Genomic DNA, 20,730 nt, shown 5'->3' on the forward strand with positions numbered 1-20,730 from the left:
TTGCATTTGCCTGGGATCATTCGGGCTGCAAAGTGGCAATAAAATAACAATAATTAACATTAAATCTAATCTATTTTATAACTTTAGATAAAAAAATGATAACCTCGTGGATGCAGATACTTGTGGCAGTGCGAGTACCCCTGCAAACCCCGCAATGCATTATCGAAATAATTCATCCGCTTTTAGCACTCACACATCAAAACAAAATCCAACGAGAGGGAAACCATGAACACGTCTTATCGCAACCAGGGCAAACCTGGCCACGTAGTGAAACTGACTACCTGTATGTCTTTGTTAATGGCCGCTTGCCTTGGCCCGCTGGCACAGGCACAAATCCTGCCACCCGATGCCAAACCAACCTGTACTACCGCTACCCCCGCCAGCCCCGGAGGACCAGCGCCGACACCTTTCGCGCAATGGTTTGAGCCAGCCGGGGTCACCAACGGTGGTCTGGTCAAGGCTGCTGACAGTGTGAATTTTCCTGATGCGTCGGCATGCAGTTTTTATCAATGGTCGGAACAGATGTTTTTATGGGTGACTTCGCCCACGCCCAAGGGGCTATCCGGTGGCGATCATATATTCTCGTCTTCGGCTTTCTATGGCGTATCACCAGCAGTCAATCATGTGCGCAACTTCATACCGCAATTGACTAAACAAACATTGAATTTCAGCCCTTTGTTGCGGCAATTGGGGCCAAATAATCTGCCAGTGGCATTCGACAAGTCAGGCAAACAATTTGAAATCCTGCCACCAAAACTGGCCCCCAATGGCAAGGCCACCACGCTCGACAAGGCTGGCAAAACAGTAGAAGTAGATCGTGTTGAAATTGGTGCGACTGGTAATGTCAATCTGTGGAGCAAGGCTGGCAAACAGATTGAAACTGATCTGGCCGCCAACCTGCGTGCCCGCCTGCCCAAGAAACAAACTGCCTTGCTTAATGCGGCAAGTACAGACAGCAATGTCGTGCAAAGCTTCAAGAGCGATGCCAAGGGTGGCCTGATTTTTCTGGATGCAGCTGGCAATCAAGTTGACATGACCATAGGCCAGGCTGGTAGTAGCAGCAATGTACTGGTCGCACAAAACGGCTCACTGGTGTATTACTCGATTGTAGCCAATGATTTATTTGCCTACTTCCTGACGCAAAGAAAACCGAATGCTCCAACAAACCTGATGTACCCGACTACTGCACAAGAATTGGCCGACGTCGTTGCCTATGCGAAGAAAATGGGTTTGCGTGATCTGGCTGCACCAGAAGCACTGGCAGTTGAGGTCAAGCTGGCATGGATAGAAACCACGGGCTTTGACGAAGCGACCAAAAAGAAATTCATCATCATTGATGCTGAAATACCTGATGTCAGCATCAACCAGCCAGCATCGCTGAAGCAGGCAAACATCAAGAACAAAAAAACCAAACTGGCACTGGTTGGCGTACATGTGGTCGGTAGCGCAAAAGGTAATCCCGAACTGATCTGGGCGACCTTTGAACACATGGACAACACCCCCAATGCCGAATATAAGTACATTGATGTCAATGGTATGGAGAAACTGGTTCCGCAAAACACCAAGGGCAAATGGCTGTTCAGCCAGGATGGCGCAAGCGGTCCTTACAACCAGAACCTGTACACAGCTTCCGGCAATACCATCACCTGCAACGACAAAAGCGTGAAGCCTTGTATCGTCAAACCCAATGACACCATACGCTGGAAGCCCTGGGGAGTTGCCGCCGACCAGAATCCACGCCAGGCTGACCCGACCCACGCTGGCCCGGTCATCACCCCGCCTGAATCCAACACAGACCTGGTGTCCATCAACAATAGCGTCATTTCACAACTCGCAACAGGTGATGTACGCAAAAATTACCTGATGATAGGCTCAACCTGGACCACCGGTGGACGCGCCCCGGATTCGGCCAGAGCACCGGCCACGGCAATCAACCAGGTCGGCACTAGCAGGCTGGCCAATAGCACGATGGAAACAGTATTTCAGGGTAACAACATCAATTGGGCAGGCGGTACCAATTGCTTTAGCTGCCACCAGAGCAATACCGTCACTGTCAGTCATATCTGGCCTGATCTGAATCCCCTGCCAAATACGCTGTTGAAGGCCAAAACCAAGTAAGCGAGTTTGATATCGCCAAAACAAAACCGCAGACTTTAAAGGTCTGCGGTTTTTTTCTTCTTTGATCTCTTCTTTGATCTATTTCACCCCTGCCAGCCACACCAGCTTGCTTTAACAGTGCAGACAGCCGGGTTTTGTACTTCACTTTGTATTACCGGTATCAGCAATATAGGTCAAATAAACTGCCCGGTATGTTCGTCAGCGTACGGATGCGCAGCTTTTTTGCGCGCATGCTTTGCCTGCATTGCGATATCTGTGCTGGCGCTGCCTGCATGCAGGTGGGTGTCAGCATCGCTCCTGAAACAAAGAAGTTTCGATTTTTAATCAAATTTTTAATCACCTAAGGGTAATCCCATGAAATTTTCCATCCTGATTTTGACACTCGCTGGCGTATTGGCAACGAGCGCCTGTGACCGTCAACCAGCGCAAGTTGCTGTGCCGGTCGCAGTTCCAGTCCCGGTCGCTGTACCAGGTCCTGCTGGTACACCCGGCGCTACTGGCGCTACCGGTGCCACTGGTGCCGCTGGTGCAACTGGCACACCTGCTTCTGTAGGTGCCACTGGCCCGGCAGGTGCTGATGGCATGCAAGGCGCAACGGGTGAAAAAGGTGCGCCAGGCTATGACGGTCAAAAAGGTAAAACAGGCGAACCTGGCAAACCAGGTGATACTATCGTCGTCTTGCCACAGAAGTAATTCCGCAGGCAAGCATGTGTGAGTCACTTTCGCTGGTTTTGCGAGTCTGATGCACACATGCTTGCCATCTCATCGCTATCTTTTAAAAGGTAAATCATGGTTCAGCTCGTCAATCTTATTATCTACCTAGTTGTGTTCGGTCTGATCTGGTGGCTGGTTGGCTTCCTGCCCTTGCCTGCTCCAGTAGCACAGGTTGTGCGCGTGCTGTTCATCGTCTTGCTGATCATCATCGTGTTGTCTGCCTTTGGTATCGTGCCTGGCATCCATATGCCGCAGTTACGCTGGTAGATATCAATAGGAAATAAATAGCAGGGCTTACGCAAAATCGCCCCCGCTACGTCGCAGCTCCGCTCCTGGAGCTGCATACTAAAGTACGGTCTTCGCCGCTACACCGTGCTGTGACAATTCTGCGTAAGTCCTGAATGATTTTTTGCTGGCGTGCAATCAGCTTGCACACCAGCAACATGCCGTAACATGCAGTAACAATAAATACCCTGCCCTATTATGCGTCACGGCTTTTCGCTGGCATGCGCATTGTAAAATAATCCACTTTCTACACCTTCCTTGATACAGTCATCGGTTCAGACCTGGCATTGGGAGGCTGTTGTCATGCCCAGCTCGCTGGGTCATGTCTATTTTTTCGCACACCATCGCCATTTTTACAGGGTCATTATGCAGGGATATTTCGCCTCGATTTCACGCAGAGCAAGCTGGTCTTGCCTGCCCCTGGCTCTGGCCTTCGTCAGCCTGACATGGCAAGTCTCTGTGCAAGCAGAAACTCAGGGCACATTGCGCCTGCTGGCTGGTTCTGGCGACGCGCCTTCTGGCATTGCAGACGGGCCAGCATCCGTGGCCAGGTTCAATACCAATTTCTTGAAATTTGATGCCTTCATAGGCACGGCGATAGATAGCAAGGGCAAGTTATTCGTGACAGATCCGGGCAATCACACGATACGCCAGGTAGCAGCAGATGGCGCAGTCAGCACCCTGGCAGGCAAGGCAGAACAGCCTGGCAGCACAGATGGCGCCATAGCACAGGCGCGCTTTCGTTTGCCCAGCGGCATGGCCTTTGACAAGGCAGGCAATTTATATGTCGCCGATTCAGGCAATCACAGCATACGCAAGATCAGCCTGGATGGCATGGTCAGCACCGTCGCGGGCAAGGCTGGCGCACCCGGCACCGCCGATGGCCCGGCAGCAAAAGCACGCTTCAATACCCCCACCGATGTAAAGATCGATGCTGCGGGCAATCTGTATGTGGCCGATTTTGAAAACCACAGCATACGCAAGATCACTCCCGATGGCATGGTCAGCACCTGGGCTGGCGCATCAGGCAAGGAAGGAGATGCCGAAGGCATAGCCAGGCAAGCCCGGTTCCGCAGACCCAAGGCACTGGCATTTGACCCGGCAGGCAATCTGATCGTCAACGATGCAGGTACCATGGTCATACGCCGCATCACGCCAGATGGCCATGTATCCACCTTGTCAGTAGGACCTGAAAAATTTGATAAAAACAAGAATGATCAGGAAATAGAATATGGTGAAATTGACGGCATGGTTGCCGATGCTGATGGGAATGTCTATGTTGCTGACCGTAGCAGTGGCAAGATCCGTCGCATTACTTCATCCGGAGATGTCGTTACTTTTGTCAAGAACAAGAAGAACGAACTCTTCAGCGAACCCAGCGGACTGATATTTTCCCCAGATGGTGATATCTTCATTTGCCAGCGAGATGGCAACATACTCACGGTCAAAGACGGTGGCATAGTTGTATCCCTGTCAGGGCCGATCTACCCGACAGTTAGCCAGGATGGCCCCGCACTTGAGGCAAGATTCTCAAGCCCCTCAGGTATTACTGCAGACCACAATGGTAATCTGTATCTGACAGATTACCGCCATACCATACGCAAGATCAGCAGCACAGGAGTGGTTAGCACCATCGCAGGCATGATTAACCAGGGGGGAAGTAGCGACGGCAATGGCGTCGAAGCGCGATTCAATATGCCGTCTGCATTGGCGCTCGACAGCAAGGGTAATCTCTACGTCAGTGACCAAAAAAACCATAACATACGCAAAATCGATACGGCAGGAGTAGTGACGACTTTTGCCGGCAAGGCAGGCGAATCTGGCAGTGTCGATGGCGCTGGAGCTACAACCCGCTTCAACAACCCCATCGGTTTGGCGATAGACAAGCACGATAATCTCTATGTCGCTGACAATGGCAATAATCAGATACGCAAGATCAACCCAACTGGCCTGGTCACTACGCTGATGGGCAAACCCTCTGGCAGCAATAAGCCGCGCGATGGTGACAAAAAAACCGGACACCTGGTTGATCCAATAGCATTAACTATTGATCCAACTGAAAATCTTTACGTCACTGACCGCACATCAATCAGAAAAATCACACCAGGCGGCAAACTTACTACGATTGCCGGCAATAAAGTCAGTGCCGGAATTATTGGGCCTCATAGCACCCAGGATATCTATGGCGTGTCCTGGGGTATCACCATCGACCATGCGGGCAATCTGCTGGTGAGCGACTACGACAACGACGTCATACGCAAGATCAGCCCCAAAGGCAAGATGACCACCATCGCAGGCATAGATGGCTACCGGCGCATACAGACTGGCAGTTTGCCAGGTCGCCTCTATCGCCCCATGGGCATCACCACGACGGGCAAAAACAATTTCGCCGTGATCAGTGGCGACAATGTGCTGATGATGGCATTGCCTGGGAATCCCTGATTTCCATTCGCGACATTCTATAGATTAACAAATGAAACCAGATACAGATTGCAGATATGACTGACAACATCAAAGACGGTAAAGTCACGGTTGACATCAAAGAAAAATCAGCAGAGGCAAGCTATAAGGGCGTCAAAGCCACCGTCGACAAAGAGCACCTGACCGTGCAGGCAGGCCCTGGAACAATCAGCAGGAACCGTGAAACAGGTGTGACATCAGCTGAAATAAAAGCAGCGGGTGCCAGTGTAAAGGGTGATACTGCGGGAAATCAAAAGGTAAAGGTAGGCAATGTCGAATACCAAAAAGATGGCGAAACCGATAAGCGCACCACTGACGTCACTTTCAGTCGCGGCATTCTCAATGCCGGTGTAGATGCAACTGTGGATGAGCATGGGCAGGCACGTATCAACAAGGCTGAAATAGGTGCTGGCAAAATCCTGGGTAAAGGCAGCAAGTATGAGACTGGCGCAGAAACCAAGACCAGCGTAGAACCGACTTTGACACCACGAGGTGTTATTCTCGACTACGAAGTAAAGACCAAAGCGACAATCGCAGGTCACAATGCCACGGATGTTCTCAACAAACTGGGCGCGCATGTGAGCTTGCCAAATGAGCTCAACCAGAAAGGAACACTGGACCTGTCTGACGCCGACAAATTCGCAAAAAAAACTCACCTGCCTGGTTACAAGGAAATCAAGGCTGGCAATGCGCGCATGGAAAACGCGATCAATGAAGCCAGCGGCGAAGCGAACCAAAATATAAAAACCTCGGGAGTAGAGTCGACTTCAACAGTGACGTACTCCACATATAAAAAATCACCTCCAAGAGCAATGGAGCACAAAGGTGCAGAAAGCGTAGAAGGAGGATTAATAGCGCTCGCCCAAAAACAAGGCTACACCAAGGTCAAATCTGAAGCCTATGTCAATGAAGAAGCTCACAAGCAGCAATATAAAATCACTGGCATAGCACCAAATACGGGCAAAGTAGAAGATATCTTCATTACCACCAACCCCAAAGCCGTAAAAGGCAGGCCACCAGATTCTCCAGCAACGAAAGAAAGCAGACCAGGCACATCGCAGGAAGGGGAAAGCAAACCAGCATCCCCCATCCACATCTTGCGAGATAAATTATCGGATGCGAATCCCGGCAAGGAGGCAGGTGCCACTCCAGAATCGCCGCAAATTGCGGCAGCAAAACCAGCGTCAATCAAAAAAGAAGACAATTGTGGATTGCTGATGGGTGACGACACCCGTTCCAGCCGCCTGGTAGCCTTGGCAGAACCAGGCTTGCGCCGCCCTGTACCGACCTGAGTATGTCAGTTCACGTGCCGCGGGCTAGTACTGCAGACTGCTATTGAGAATGATCAATGTGGAATATTACTGAGAGCCATTGCCAGGAATTATTACGGCAAACTATTTTTTGCCAGAGAATTTTTCGTGCTGCCATTCAATCAGCACTGCAACCAGAAAAAATCCCACGCTCACCAGCAACAGCTTGAGCATGATATCCACATCAAACTGTTTGCTGCGATAAGACGCCACGGCAGCGATCAGGCCAGCAGCACAAAGTATGCGCATACCTTGCCGCTTGTAGGCAGCACGGCATAAGGAGAAGAATTTGTTGTCTGTATCGCTGCTCATGGAATTGTCGATGCAAGTCGTGAAAACGCGATTTTAACAGTGCCGGGCAAACGACAGTGAAGACCTTGCCTTGCAGGCTGAGCAAACATCACCCCGAATCCCATTCATACAGCAGTTGCTCTTCGCAAGGCTGCCCGTGCCAGCAAGCGGGTGGAGTCCAGTGTGGGCAGGCTGGAATTATCGTCACTGGCTATCAAGGGCAGCTCTGTGCAGCCCAGTATCACCGCATCGCAGCCATCGTCTTTGAGCCTGTCTATGATGGCGAGAAATTCGCGCACGCTCTCCGGCTTGATGATGCCACACACCAGTTCATCCATGATGATGCTGTTCAGGCGCGCCCGGTCTTCTGCGTTCGGCAAGGCAAAATCCAGGCCCTTGTTACGCAAGACGGCTGGATAAACTTCACTGCCCATGAGCCAGTCAGTGCCAGTAATACCCACACGGCGGTAGCCGCGCTGTACGGCTATGGCCGCGACTTCTTCGGCGATGTGCAACCAGGGCAAAGGTGAAGCAGCCTGCACCAGGTCGAAGGCGAGGTGGATGGTGTTGTCAGGGCAAATCAAAAAATCCACCCCTGCCCCGGCCAGCTTGTGTGCCGAAGCCAGCATCAGATCAGCCACACCTTGCCGGTCGTCACGCTCAAGGCAATCAACATACAAGGCCAGCGAAGGCGTATGCATACTGACCTCAGGATGGGCATGCGGTCCCATCGAGGCTGCACCCTCTTCACAGATGGTGCGATAACAAAGCGCTGCCCCGGCTGCGGAACAGCCGACTATGCCTATGTGAGCTGTCATGGTTGGGGTCTCCAGTTTTGATATAGGTAGGAGGATTAAATAAGGTTTATGGGAGAAAGTACAAGGTGGGCCAATGAAAACCTTGATTGTTTTTAGTGCTTCTGCGCAGATTAGCAAACTGGCTTCCAGGATTTATCTATCAATGCTTAATTTGCATTTGTTATACTCAATACCATCATCAAGAACGTTAAGAAAGATCCCTACATGTTTTTACCTTGGGAAAAATTGCCTGGGTGGCTATTGGGCCCACTGATGACATGCTTGGGTATATACCTATTTCTGCATGCAGAGCCCTACTCATGGCGTCAATGGGAAGCCCTGGGCTTCGTGGTGGTCGGAATTGTTATTTTCATATTCGCGGTAAAGAAACTTTACGCCGAGACAGACGAATATCACATTGATGGGACTTTGACTTCACCACGAAAAAAAGCAAAAGTAGAACGAGAGAAATTATCGGCGCTCAATTTTGCCAACTACGATGCAATGCAACTAAAACGAATTCTTGGCCGCATAGACGCAGATCGCTATCCAGAACGGGTAAAGGAAATACAAGCCAGATTGGAAGCACTTGAGCAAAAGTGAACCACTTATTGCAATTGCTGACGCATCACTTGGCTGAATCGATTTATTTAGCAAGTGAAAGTTTTTTTGGTTTTGAGATCGGACTTGAGCACAAGCTCAGATTTGCACCTCGGCCCAGCCCTTGCCTCCGCTGCTCGCCAAATTTGACATCCACCCGCGACAGCCCCACAATCAGCGCGCTTTAGTATATTTATGGGTTTATTTGTGGCTATTGTAGCAATTTTATTGCCGCAATTTGTCTGGTGCGATGCAGCAATCCATCGCTCTCCAAATACCGATCAAAGAGACAAAAAAGAAGAATCAAAATATGGTTGCCAGTCTGCCGCGATTTTGCACAATTTTTGACCAAAAAATCAGATTGCACTTGACGTTCAACAGGCTCCATAGTTAAATACGAAATCGATTGCGCAAACGATTGCGCGACAACTTTTTACCGAGAATAAGCATCATGAAGCCACGCATTACTGTAGTCGGCAGCGTCAATATGGATCTGGTTTTTCGCACGCCGCGCATGCCGGCTGTGGGCGAGACCCTGCATGGCCATGAATTTTGTCAGATTCCGGGTGGCAAAGGGGCCAATCAGGCCGTCGCCGCTGCCCGCCAGGGTGCGCAGGTCAGCTTCATAGGTGCGGTAGGCGATGACGGTTTTGGCAGTTTTTCTCACGCCTGCCTGGCTGCGGAAGGTATGGAGCTCACGCACCTGGCCCGCGTAGCAGGTGTGGCAACTGGCGTAGCCGGTATTCTGGTGGATGACAATGGCAATAACAGCATCGTGCTGGCCGCTGGTGCCAATGCCACGCTCACGGCAGCGCAGGTAGAAGCTGCTACCGCCGCCATCGCTGGCGCACAATTACTGGTTTGCCAACTTGAAACTCCACTTGCCACTGTCACCCGCGCGATAGAAATCGCCCGCGCCCAGGGTGTCAAAGTGATTTTAAACCCGGCCCCGGCACAAAACCTGACAGATGCCTTGCTGGCCCAGGTTGATTACCTGATTTTGAATGAAACTGAAGCCTCGCAACTGAGTGGCGTGACTGTTATTGACCAGGCCAGCGCCAAAGCCGCATCGGAACAAATCTTGCAACGTGGTACCGGCACCGTCTTGCTGACCATGGGTGAGCATGGCGCCCTGATTACTGAGAGCACGGGTAGCCAGTTTATCCCGGCTGTCAAGGTTGACGTGGTGGACACCACCGCTGCTGGCGACACCTTTGTCGGTGCATTTGCGGTTGGTCTGGCAAATGGCCTGAGCGTGATTGATGCCAGCCGTGAAGCACAATATACGGCAGCACTGACGGTCACCAAGCTGGGTGCGCAAACATCCATACCGCAACGCCAGCAAGTGCTGGACTTCATGGCGGTCAGGAAGGCTGCTTAAGAAAACAGCTTTCGAAAGCAGCACCAAAATTGGGCAAAGGCAGAAAATCATGCCCTGCCACCAGCACCAACACTGTTTTTGATAAAATTTCGCCCGCGTGGCTGAAACGAAATGTCTGCACCATGTTAGGCTTGCACAGGCTTTCAAGACTGACTCTGCTTTTATGTAGTTCAGGCTGTGGCAGCGAAAAACATGGTTTTTAATTTGGGCGCTGCACGCTCTTTTTGAGCACACAGCACAACGACATCTGATGAAGGAAATTTCATGAAACTCAAGCAAATCTGCCTGTCCCTGGCGACCCTGATGGCTGTCGGCGGTGCGGCCAGTGCTTATGCTGCCGACCTTAAATTTGCAGTGATTTATGATGCAGGCGGCAAGTTTGACAAGTCCTTCAACCAGTCAGCATCCGAAGGCGCAGAGCGTTTCAAGAAAGAAACCAAACTTAATTTCCTGGAAGTGCAAGTCGCCAGCGACACCCAGACTGAACAAGTCTTGCGCAACCTGGCGCGCAAAAATGTAGACCTGATCGCTGCCATCGGCTTTGGCCAGGCGACTGCGGTACAAAATATCGCCAAAGAATTCCCAAAAACCAAGTTCGTTCTCATCGACGGTATTGCCACGGGCGACAACGTCAGCTCAGTCTTGTTCAAGGAACAGGAAGGTTCTTACCTGGTGGGCGTGGCAGCAGCGATTGCCAGCAAATCCAAGAAGGTAGGCTTTGTCGGTGGCATGGACATCCCGCTGATACGCAACTTTGCCTGCGGCTATGCACAGGGTGCAAAAGCGACTGAGCCCAAGATTGATGTCGTACAAAACATGGTTGGCACCACCACCGCAGCCTGGAATGACCCGGCCAAAGGTGGCGAACTGGCACGCGCCCAGTTTGAACGCGGCGTCGATGTAATTTTTGCAGCAGCCGGTGGTAGCGGCATGGGCACTTTGCAAGCCGTCAAGGAAAAAGGCAAGTTGGGCATAGGTGTGGATTCCAACCAGAATTACATGCACCCAGGCAGCATGCTGACATCCATGGTCAAGCGTGTTGACCAGGCTATCTACGACAGCTTCATGCAATTGAAAAACGGTAACTGGAAAAACGGTACTCAATACAAGGGCCTGAAAGAAGGCGGCGTAGACTGGGCGCTGGACAAGGATAACCGCGCTGTCGTCAGCGCTGACATGGAAAAACGTGTCAACGCAGCCAAGCAAGACATCATCAACGGCAAGGTCAAGGTTGTTGATTTCCGTGAAGGCAATAAGTGCCCGGTCTGATCATAAGCACCAGGTAGTAATAATAAGTAGTAATAATGTATGAAGGGCGCAGTGTCTTAATCAGATACTTTGCGCCCTGATTGATGTTTAGAGCCTAATCTGTCGCACATCGTATTTTAAAGAAACGCTAAAGTATGCAGCCAGCAGTCGAATTTCAACAGATCTCCAAACGTTTTGGCGCAGTACAGGCCAACCGTGATGTGAGCTTTTCCATTGCGCCAGGCTCCATCCATGGCGTGATTGGTGAAAACGGCGCAGGCAAGTCCACGCTGATGAGCATACTGTATGGCTATTACCGCGCCGACAGCGGCAAGTTGCTCATCAATGGCGCAGAACAGCATATCCGCAATAGCCAGGAAGCGATCAACCTGGGCATAGGCATGGTGCACCAGCATTTCATGCTGGTCGAGAACATGACGGTACTCGACAATGTCATGCTGGGCACGGAAGGCGGCTTTCGCCTGAAACCCAAACGCCATGAAGTCGAAGCCAAGCTGCGCGAAATTTGCAAACGCTATTCCCTCGATGTGGACCCGCTGGCGACGATACAGGATTTGTCTGTAGGCGTGCAGCAAAGGGTGGAAATCCTCAAGCAGATTTACCGCAGCGCCAATATCCTGATCCTGGATGAACCGACTGCCGTTTTGACGGTGCAAGAAGCCGCTTCGCTGTTTGAAGTGCTGCGCCTGTTCAAGGAACAGGGCAAGACGATCATCCTGATCACCCACAAGCTGCAAGAGATTCTGGAAATCACCGACCAGGTCACGGTCATGCGTGCTGGCACTGTCATAGGTTCTGTCGCTACGGCAGATACCACGACCACCCAGTTGGCCGAGATGATGGTGGGCCGCCCCATCGTCACCCACTTGCCACGTGCTGCCTATGCGCCGGGCGAGATGGTGCTGGAGGTCAAGGACCTGAACCTGGTGAACTCGCAAAAAGTCAGCCTGTTGAAGAATGTCAGTTTCAATATACGCGCTGGTGAAATCGTCGCGATTGCCGGTGTCTCTGGTAATGGCCAGAGTGAATTGCTGGAAATTTTAAGCGGCATGCGCCTGCCCACCAGTGGCAAGCTGCAAATGCAGGGCAAGGACTTACCCTTTGCTGGCCGCAAGGATGCCGATGGTTTGCCAGCCACTTTCCGCGACCTGGGCATAGCCCATGTGCCGGAAGACCGCTTGCGTGATGCTGTCATCAAGAATTTTTCGGTGATGATGAACAGCTTTCTGGGTTACCAGAAAAAACTGGGCAAGTCCTTTGGTTTGCTCGACTACAAAAGCATTTTGAAGAATTGCACAGACTTGCTGGCCAAGTTTGACGTGCGCCCGGCGGACCCGCATTTACGTATTGCCCTGCTGTCCGGCGGTAACCAGCAAAAAGTGGTGATGGCGCGCGAGATTGCCGCCAATCCAAAACTGATGCTGGTAGGCCAGCCTACCCGTGGTGTTGATATAGGCACGATAGAAAGCCTGCATACCCGCCTGCTGGCGATGCGTGATGCTGGTATCGCTATTTTGCTGGTATCGGTAGAACTGGAAGAAGTACGCGCCCTGGCTGACCGTATCCTGGTCATCTCTGGCGGTGCCATCACGGGTGAATTGAAGGCAGAAGAATTTGATGCGACCGAGATAGGTTGCCTCATGGGTGGCATACATACTCATTGATGCGCATAGACATGCATTGAAACGCATTGACATTTAATGCCGCCCGATTGAGCCGTAACTAGAATAGTGCAAGAACAAGCGAATACAGACAAGCGACCAAACCAAGATGAATCAAGCCGACCTCCCACGCTGGGCCACCGCATTTGCCCTGCCGCTGTTAAACCTGTTCTCCGCCTTACTGGTCGCGGCGGGTGTGATTTATCTGCTGGGCGAAAGCCCGATAGAATCCCTGGGCATTTTGATCAACGCCGCAGTGCTGAACCCTGAAGGCCTGGGTTACACCCTGTTTTATGCCGCCACCTTTATCTTCACTGGCTTGTCCGTGTCGGTAGCCATGCAAGCCGGTTTGTTCAATATCGGTAGCGAGGGCCAGATGTATGTCGGTGGCCTGGGCCTGACCCTGGTCTTGCTGTGGCTGGACTCATCCCTGCCTGCCTGGTTGCTGATACCTTTGGCGATGCTGGGTGCGGCGGTATTTGGTGCGGCCTGGGCATTCTTGCCGGGTTACCTGCAAGCCAAACGCGGCAGCCATGTGGTGGTGACCACCATCATGTTCAACTTCATCGCTGCCAGTTTGATGAATTATGTGATCGTCAGTTTCCTCATCCCCGCAGGCCAGCAAAATACTGCCAGCCGCGTGTTTGCCGATGCGTCCTGGTTGCCCAAGCTGAATGGCATCTTGCCTGTGCTGGGCGAAACACCTTTGAACATCAGCTTTGTGCTGGCACTGGTGGCGCTGGTGATTTATGGTGTCGTCGTCTGGCGCACGACCTGGGGTTACCAGTTGCGTGCCACTGGCTTGAACCAGCATGCGGCGCATTATGCGGGTATCTCCATCAGCAAAACCATTATCGTGACGATGATGATATCCGGTGCACTGGCTGGCCTGGCTGCAGTCAATTCTGTCATGGGTTCTACCCATTACCTGAACCTGAACTTCCCTGCTGGTGCCGGTTTTATCGGTATCGCGATTGCCCTGATGGGGCGTCAGCATCCGGTGGGTATCTTGCTGTCTTCCATTCTGTTTGGCGCGCTGATACAGGGCGGTTTTGATCTGTCGCTGGAAAAAGCCAATATCCCGCCAGAGACCTTTATCTTTATCCAGGGTTTGATCATCCTGTTTTGCGGTGCCATGGAAAACCTGTATGCCCCTGCCCTGTCTGCCCTGCTCAAGCGTAAGGAAAAATGATGTTTGATGATTTTCAATTTTCCAGCATCCTGGTATCGACCATACGCAATGCGCCGGTATTGATGTTTGCTGCCATGGCTGGCCTGTTTGCAGAACGCAGCGGCGTAGTTGACCTGGCGCTGGAAGGCAAGATGCTGGCCGCCGCCTTTGTCTCTGCCGCCGTGGCTTTTGTGACCAAGAACCCCTGGCTGGGCATCATGGCAGGCGTCGGCATCTCTGTCGTCATCGCCCTGTTGCAGGGCTTTGTCAGCATCACGCAAAAAGGTAATCAACTCGTCGCCGGTATTGCCCTCAATATCGCCCTCAGCGGCTTGACCTTTGTCATCGCGCAGTATTTCTTCCAGCAAGGTGGCCGCACGCCTGACCTGGGCGAGGCACGCCTGTTTGATATCGTGCTGCCAGGTTCAGCCGCTGTCGCTGGTATCCCTTTCATAGGCTGGTTTTATACCAAGCTCATCGGCGGTCACAGTGCACTGGTCTACCTGGCCTTTGCCCTGATCCCTGTTGTTCACTGGGTCTTGTACCACACCCGCTTTGGCCTGCGCCTGCGTGCCGTTGGCGAGAACCCGCATGCGGCAGATGCCGCCGGCATTAATGTAGAACGCACCCGCTTCATGGCCATGCTGTGCGCTGGCGTGCTGTGCTCATTTTCTGGTGCCTATTTGTCCATCGTACAAAGCGGCTTCTTCCTGCGTGATATGTCTGCTGGTAATGGTTACCTGGCTTTGACGGCCCTGGTGTTCGGTAACTGGCGTCCGCTGCACACAGCCCTGGGCTGTTTGATGTTCGGTTTCTTCGCTGCCCTGCAAGTCCAGATAGAAGGCGTGACCTTCCCTGGCATAGGCAAGGTACCGGGCTCTTTGATACAAATGATACCTTACGTCGTGACCGTGATCGTACTGGCAGGCTTGATGGCAAAGTCCGTCGCCCCGAAAGCGATTGGTCAGCCGTTTGTGAAGTCACGTTAATTTGAAAAACATAAGACCTCTCACCACAGAGGCACAGAGACACAGAGAAAAGCAAGAGAACATCAGAGGATGAAGTAGGTTGAGTTGGGCTGATGAGCTTTATCCTTAACTCGCTTTTCTCTGTGCTCCTCTGTGCCCCTCTGTGTCTCTGTGGTGAGATTTCCGGTCTTAAAAAACATAATTTCGACCTCCTTGAACCGGGTCAACTGCAACAATTCACATCGCGACTGGGTTCTGCCCAATGGCCAGCCGGTGTAATTTTGGAGAGCATCCACATGTCAACAACAGCAAAACATAAAGTCATCTTTGATACGGATCCAGGCGTCGATGATGCAATGGCCTTGTACTTTGCGCTGGCGCATCCTGATATCGAGATGGTCGGCATTACCACGACCTTCGGTAACGTCTATGTTGAACAGGCAACCATCAATGCCTTGTACCTGACGCGCATTGCTGGCCGCAATATCCCTGTCGCCCAGGGTGTGCCTGTGCCTTTTGCCAAGGCTGCCGGTACGCCGCCTGACTTCATCCACGGTGCTGATGGTTTGGGTAACCTGAACAGCCGTATTGAAGTTGGTGGCAAGGCAGAAGTAGAAAGCGCAGCGGAATTCATCGTCAAGATGGCACGCCAGCATCCGGGTGAAATCACCCTGGTCGCGGTTGGCCCATTGGGTAACCTGGGCCTGGCCCTGAAAATGGAACCACAACTGCCAAAACTGCTGAAGCAGGTTGTGCTGATGGCTGGTACGGTCGATGAACCAGGCAATGTGTCACCAGTGGCAGAAGCCAATGTCTGGAATGACCCAGACGCAGCGGACCTGGTCTTTACCGCAGGCTGGGATTTGACCATGGTGGGTCTGGATGTGACGCATCGCGTGGTCCTGCCTTCGACTTTCTTTGCACGCCTGGCAGAACAGCATAAACACGTGGCGATGGATACCCTGTCGCACGCAGTCAACTTCTACGCCAACTTCTACCAAAGCATACGCCCTGACCTGGGTCATGCCTGCTATGGCCATGATGTACTGGCTTTTGTCTGGCTGGTGGCGCCGCAGATTTTCGAGACCAGCTCTGGCCGTGTACGCGTTGCCAAAGAAGGCATAGGCAATGGCCAGACCATGATGGCAAAACTGCCTATTCCATATCCACAGGCAGGTTGGGAAGCCAGCAAACCAGAAACCCGCGTCTGCATGAAGGTTGATGCAGAAGCATGTAAACAATTGATCGATGCAACCCTGGCGTCAAACTGGTTGCAGGCACCTCTGGCTCAATAAAAGGAGACCATCATGTTTATCGAACCAGTTGATTATCGCGCACCCGATGCTGCGAAAAAATTCACTGAAAGCCTGCACCGTACCGGCTTTGGTGTCTTGACCAATCACCCCTTGTCGCAAAGCACACTGGAAACCATCTACAAGGAATGGTATGAGTTTTTCCAGACCGATGCGAAAAACAAGTATGACTTTGATGCCGAGAAAATGGATGGTTATTTTTCGCCAAAAATTTCCGAGACTGCCAAGGGCCAGACCAAGCGTGACCTGAAAGAGTTTTATCATATCTACCCTACCGGCCGTTATCCGTCTGAAGTGTCGGATGCGGCGCGCAAGTATTACGACGATGGTGCCAAGCTGGCCGCAGAGTTGTTGCAATGGGTAGAAGATCACTCACCTGCGGACGTCAAGGCCAGGTACTCCATGCCCCTGTCAGACATGATCACCGACAGCGACTTGACCCTGCTGCGCGTTCTGCACTATCCACCACTGCGTGGCGATGAAGAGCCGGATGCAGTGCGCGCCGCAGCCCATGGTGACATCAACCTGCTGACCTTGCTGCCTGCTGCAACCCAGGCCGGTTTGCAGGTACAAGGCAAGGACGATGCATGGCATAACGTGCCTTGTGATTTCGGTATGCTGATCGTGAATATCGGCGACATGCTGGATGAAGCCTCTGCAGGTTACTATCCATCGACTATCCACCGTGTGCTGAACCCTACCGGTGAAGAAGCGAAAAAATCACGCATCTCGCTGCCCCTGTTCCTGCATCCGCGTGCAGATGTGGTGCTGTCTGAACGCCATACTTCTGGCAGTTATCTGCAAGAACGTTTGCGTGAACTGGGTGTAAAGAAGTAAGTTTTTTGTAGTTCGGTTTTGCGAGGTTCTGCCATTGAAAAGCCTGTAACAGGAAACTGTTACGGGCTTTTTTATGTTGCACATGTCCCTGAGATTCTTAGACGCGCTGCCCAACGCACGGCATTATCCACCGCCAGCAATCAGCCTCCCAACCGTCATGCCAGACTCGATCTGGCATCCAGTGTCGTTAAACCGTGCAGCTTGCTTTACCGTGCACACAGCAAAGCAATGAATTTACACACCGCCCAAGAATAGCCTGCATCAGCATGCCAACAACGCCGCCGGATGCCGGATCAAGTCCCGCATGACGGGTTTGAGAGTTTGCGTTTAATTTTTGTAGACGTGTTCACGGGCCTCTTTTTATCTGCTGCCTAACGCACGGCAATATCCACCGTCAGCAATCAGCCTCCCAACCGTCATGCCAGACTCGATCTGGCATCCAGTGTCGTTAAGCCGAACCGTTTGCTTTACCGTGCACACAGCAAAGCAATGAATTTGCGCACTGCCTAAGCATAGCCTGCGTCAGTACGCGAGCAACGCCGCTGGATGCCGGATCAAGTCCGGCATGACGGGTTTGAGAGTTTGCGTTTAATTTTTGTATGCGTGATCAGAGGCTGCACTGCATTTGAGATGCTCCGCGCTGCAGGTTTTTTGCAGGGTGCGCCATGCGCACCGCATCCTGCCTGAACGAACGCATGATACGAATACGGCGGTGCGCACCGCTTGTAAAAAACATCAGTAAGCTAAGGTGGTGCGCACGGCGCACCCTACCAAATACTACAGCTTCCCTTATCTGGGTTCAGCTCAGGCCGCTTTCTGCGCTGTAGGTTTTGCCAAACTCACTGTGTCACCGGAAGGTATGCCTTCAGATTTCCAGCGTGCAAATTCTGTACGTATGGTTTCCAGGGTTTGTTTGCTGATATCCGGCAAACTGCCACCCAGGATATCTGCAGCTTCTTTAAAGCCTTTTTCTACTGCCGCAGTAATTTTATCCAATTTGGCAGGGTCATCACCAATCGCAGCCTTGGCAAAACTGAGTATGCGTTCGGCGGTTTTTTGCACGCTGAATTCACCACCATCTGCAATCGCTGCCTGTGCTGCTTTAATGGCTTCAGGGCTGGCGGTAATTTTTTGCTGGCCGCTGACGACCTTGGATAATTCCAGCCCCTGTTGCTCAACCAGAGGCTTGATGAGGTTGATGATATCTTGCGCCTTGCGATTGGATTCTTCCAGCAGTGCTTGCAGGTCAGGTGCCGCCGTTTTGTTCAGACGTGGGTCGGTGTAGACGACAGTGTCGCTCTTGCTGCCTTCCAGACTGACGTTGGCACTGTCAGTGCTGTTTGTATTGGCCGAGCCGGTATCTTCTGCCGCATTGTCGCCCACTTTGGGTGGCTTGGTTTGCGCAGTCTGGTAAGTGCGGACGTACAGATCTTGCCTGGATATGCCGATACTCATAGTATTGCTCCATAGTAAATAGTGGGGGACTTTTGATCCTGTACTTTAGTTATGGTGTATGAATAGAGAAATTGCAATGGCAAAAATAGATCATTATTGCCATCGGGAAGCTCAATGAACTACTCAGGCGGCCTCATCTGTCACGGCATCAAACATGATGCGGTTCCTGCCCGCATGCTTGGCTGAATACAATAATTGATCAGCTCGCGTGCGTACCATGTCAGGAGTAACATCGCCGCCCTGGTATTCGGTAATGCCTATGCTGCTGGTGACGTAAATATTCACGCCTGCCACTGTCACCGGATTGTTTTCCAGGCGCAAGCGCAGCCTTTCCATGGCTGCGGCTGCGTCCATGGCATTTGATTCAGGGAACAGGACTGCAAACTCATCGCCGCCCAGGCGCGCCGCCTTGTCTATGCCGCGGGTATTCGATTGCATCAGGCTGGCAAAGTGAGCCAGCACTTCATCACCGGCCTGGTGGCCATAGACATCATTGACTGTCTTGAAATGATCAATATCCAGCAAGGCCAGGGCATAGGTGCGATGCAGTCGCTTGGCACGCTGATGTTCGTCTGCCAGCATGGGTAAAAAGGTGGCGCGGTTAACCAGTTTGGTCAGTTCATCAACCTCGGCAGCTTTTTGCCATTCCTGCCTTGCGGCTTCTATGGTCAGCAATTGGCGATTATGCAGGGCCACCGCCATGATGGTGAACGTGGTGGTGCAGACAAAACAGACCAGCATGAAATTCGCCTCGACCAGATTGGCGCTCTGGAAAGGGCCAAGCTGTTGGCCGGTAATCGCAATGATGGCAACCATGCTGGCAGCCACCGCCAGTGTCATCAGGTTAAGGCTGATATAAAAAGCCAGCAGCAAAAGCACGGGCAACACAAAGTAGATAAAGCCAGGGTGACCGCGAAACGCCAGGTACAGCAATACACCTATACCCAGGCTGGTCAGCACCAACCTTTGCAATTCACTACTGCGCCATTCATGGTCGTCACGCCATGCCTGATAGAGTGGATAAATCAGCAAGATACCCAAGCTATCCGCCAGCACCAGCATACGGAAAAAATTGCCAGCCTCATCCCAATGGATGTAACCACCCACTGCCATATTCAGGCTGATGATGAGGCTGCTGAGCATGGTTGGTATCAAACAGACTTTGATGCCGAAATGCAACAGATCGGTGGATTTGCGCAAGCCCTCAGGCAAAGACAGACGCATCATCAACATGGCAACGACGCCGGTCATGGCATCAGCCGTGGCAGAAATCAGGGTGTACAGCTTGGGGGAAAGCCTGTGGGCTTCGAGCATGCCGGGATAATTTGCGCAAAAACTGGCGATCAGTATGAAAGGAAAAGCCAGCAAACCATGCCGCATGCACATCACCATGCCTACGCCTGAGGCCAGCCACAACAAGGTGATATTGCTGGGCTTTAAGGCAAACAATTGCATGCCGGTGCGCGCTGCCAGATAGTAAAGGCCGGCAGCGAAGATCAACCAGGCTATTTCTTGCAATTTTTGCCTGACGCCAGAGTGAGTTTGCCCACCCTGCCCGACCAGGCCGGAAGCGGAGGATTTAAGCTGATTCACCATATTTGACATGTTTTGATAATACAATGTCGCCTATACCAACGAAAGACGAACATGTTTAACAAAAGTGAACTATTGCAAGCTGCCAATACAGCCCGTGAATCCGCTTATGCGCCTTACTCCAAATTCAAGGTCGGCGCTGCCGTTTTGACCAAAGATGGCAAGACTTTCCACGGCTGTAATGTCGAAAATGCCTCTTATGGTTTGTGCAACTGTGCTGAGCGCACCGCCCTGTTTTCTGCCATTGCTGCCGGCTATCGTCCTGGCGATTTTGCTGCCATCGCGGTGACTGGCGATACCGAAGGCCCGATCGCTCCTTGCGGCGCTTGCCGCCAGGTCATCATAGAACTGGGTGGGCCAGAATTGCCTGTGCTGTTGACCAACCTCAAAGGTGATGTCAAGACCACCACGGCGGGCGATCAATTGCCGGACGCGTTTTACCTGAAGCCGGAATAAGCTTCCACCGTCCCGCACAGCATCCCAACAACATCGCTGTGCGGGATTTTC

General features: G+C 52.0%; 18 protein-coding genes. 14 read left to right on the top strand and 4 right to left on the bottom strand.

The window, feature by feature from the left end; genetic code table 11:
- Positions 1 to 225 precede the first annotated feature (225 nt).
- The 5 genes from ACO0LD_RS23220 to ACO0LD_RS23240 all read left to right on the top strand — a co-directional run bounded on the left by ACO0LD_RS23220 (position 226) and on the right by ACO0LD_RS23240 (position 6,869).
- On the top strand, positions 226 to 2,118 hold the full coding sequence (locus ACO0LD_RS23220; RefSeq protein ID WP_423010547.1) for a hypothetical protein: 1,893 nt from the start codon (positions 226 to 228) through the stop codon (positions 2,116 to 2,118).
- Between the two features lie 354 nt (positions 2,119 to 2,472).
- Positions 2,473 to 2,811, top strand: a complete 339-nt coding sequence (locus tag ACO0LD_RS23225) for a collagen-like protein (RefSeq protein WP_423010548.1) — start codon at positions 2,473 to 2,475, stop codon at positions 2,809 to 2,811.
- Between the two features lie 96 nt (positions 2,812 to 2,907).
- Complete coding sequence (locus ACO0LD_RS23230; protein ID WP_422952219.1) at positions 2,908 to 3,099, top strand: Thivi_2564 family membrane protein; 192 nt, start codon at positions 2,908 to 2,910, stop codon at positions 3,097 to 3,099.
- Between the two features lie 321 nt (positions 3,100 to 3,420).
- Positions 3,421 to 5,559, top strand: a complete 2,139-nt coding sequence (locus ACO0LD_RS23235; protein WP_423010549.1) for an SMP-30/gluconolactonase/LRE family protein — start codon at positions 3,421 to 3,423, stop codon at positions 5,557 to 5,559.
- A gap of 56 nt (positions 5,560 to 5,615) precedes the next feature.
- Positions 5,616 to 6,869: a hypothetical protein gene (locus tag ACO0LD_RS23240; RefSeq protein ID WP_423010550.1), complete on the top strand. Its 1,254-nt coding sequence runs from the start codon at positions 5,616 to 5,618 to the stop codon at positions 6,867 to 6,869.
- A gap of 102 nt (positions 6,870 to 6,971) precedes the next feature.
- Here the strand turns inward: ACO0LD_RS23240 and ACO0LD_RS23245 are convergent, their stop codons facing one another.
- Positions 6,972 to 7,199, bottom strand: a complete 228-nt coding sequence (locus ACO0LD_RS23245; RefSeq protein ID WP_423010551.1) for a hypothetical protein — start codon at positions 7,197 to 7,199, stop codon at positions 6,972 to 6,974.
- Between the two features lie 104 nt (positions 7,200 to 7,303).
- Positions 7,304 to 7,996 carry an aspartate/glutamate racemase family protein gene (locus ACO0LD_RS23250; protein WP_423010552.1) on the bottom strand — a complete coding sequence of 231 codons (693 nt, stop codon included), beginning with the start codon at positions 7,994 to 7,996 and terminating at the stop codon, positions 7,304 to 7,306.
- Between the two features lie 204 nt (positions 7,997 to 8,200).
- Between ACO0LD_RS23250 and ACO0LD_RS23255 the strand changes: the two genes are divergently transcribed.
- The 8 genes from ACO0LD_RS23255 (at position 8,201) to ACO0LD_RS23290 (ending at position 17,175) form a co-directional block, all read left to right on the top strand.
- Positions 8,201 to 8,578 carry a hypothetical protein gene (locus tag ACO0LD_RS23255; RefSeq protein WP_423010553.1) on the top strand — a complete coding sequence of 126 codons (378 nt, stop codon included), beginning with the start codon at positions 8,201 to 8,203 and terminating at the stop codon, positions 8,576 to 8,578.
- A 448-nt stretch (positions 8,579 to 9,026) separates the two neighbouring features.
- On the top strand, positions 9,027 to 9,956 hold the full coding sequence (gene rbsK, locus ACO0LD_RS23260) for a ribokinase (protein ID WP_423010554.1): 930 nt from the start codon (positions 9,027 to 9,029) through the stop codon (positions 9,954 to 9,956).
- A 264-nt stretch (positions 9,957 to 10,220) separates the two neighbouring features.
- Entirely contained in the window at positions 10,221 to 11,225 is a 1,005-nt protein-coding gene (locus ACO0LD_RS23265; RefSeq protein ID WP_423010555.1) for a BMP family lipoprotein, read from the top strand.
- Positions 11,226 to 11,359: 134 nt separating this feature from the next.
- Positions 11,360 to 12,889, top strand: a complete 1,530-nt coding sequence (locus ACO0LD_RS23270) for an ABC transporter ATP-binding protein (protein ID WP_423010556.1) — start codon at positions 11,360 to 11,362, stop codon at positions 12,887 to 12,889.
- A 106-nt stretch (positions 12,890 to 12,995) separates the two neighbouring features.
- On the top strand, positions 12,996 to 14,078 hold the full coding sequence (locus tag ACO0LD_RS23275; protein WP_423010557.1) for an ABC transporter permease: 1,083 nt from the start codon (positions 12,996 to 12,998) through the stop codon (positions 14,076 to 14,078).
- On the top strand, positions 14,075 to 15,046 hold the full coding sequence (locus tag ACO0LD_RS23280; RefSeq protein WP_423010558.1) for an ABC transporter permease: 972 nt from the start codon (positions 14,075 to 14,077) through the stop codon (positions 15,044 to 15,046). The genes ACO0LD_RS23275 and ACO0LD_RS23280 overlap by 4 nt, the downstream gene beginning before the upstream one ends.
- Before the next feature lie 275 nt (positions 15,047 to 15,321).
- Positions 15,322 to 16,320 carry a nucleoside hydrolase gene (locus tag ACO0LD_RS23285; RefSeq protein WP_423010559.1) on the top strand — a complete coding sequence of 333 codons (999 nt, stop codon included), beginning with the start codon at positions 15,322 to 15,324 and terminating at the stop codon, positions 16,318 to 16,320.
- 12 nt (positions 16,321 to 16,332) lie between these two features.
- A complete protein-coding gene (locus tag ACO0LD_RS23290) occupies positions 16,333 to 17,175 on the top strand; it encodes a 2OG-Fe(II) oxygenase family protein (RefSeq protein ID WP_423010560.1) in 843 nt (280 codons plus the stop codon).
- Between the two features lie 804 nt (positions 17,176 to 17,979).
- Here ACO0LD_RS23290 and ACO0LD_RS23295 read toward each other — a convergent pair.
- Both ACO0LD_RS23295 and ACO0LD_RS23300 read right to left on the bottom strand, forming a co-directional pair.
- Positions 17,980 to 18,630 (bottom strand): DUF5610 domain-containing protein, encoded by a 651-nt coding sequence (locus ACO0LD_RS23295; RefSeq protein ID WP_423010561.1) that lies wholly within the window; start codon positions 18,628 to 18,630, stop codon positions 17,980 to 17,982.
- Between the two features lie 123 nt (positions 18,631 to 18,753).
- Entirely contained in the window at positions 18,754 to 20,235 is a 1,482-nt protein-coding gene (locus ACO0LD_RS23300; RefSeq protein ID WP_423010562.1) for a diguanylate cyclase, read from the bottom strand.
- Positions 20,236 to 20,277: 42 nt separating this feature from the next.
- Between ACO0LD_RS23300 and cdd the strand changes: the two genes are divergently transcribed.
- Positions 20,278 to 20,679 carry a cytidine deaminase gene (gene cdd, locus ACO0LD_RS23305; RefSeq protein ID WP_162039640.1) on the top strand — a complete coding sequence of 134 codons (402 nt, stop codon included), beginning with the start codon at positions 20,278 to 20,280 and terminating at the stop codon, positions 20,677 to 20,679.
- The last annotated feature ends 51 nt before the right edge of the window (positions 20,680 to 20,730 follow it).

This window comes from Undibacterium sp. Ji83W (assembly GCF_049340385.1).
GTDB lineage: Bacteria > Pseudomonadota > Gammaproteobacteria > Burkholderiales > Burkholderiaceae_D > Undibacterium.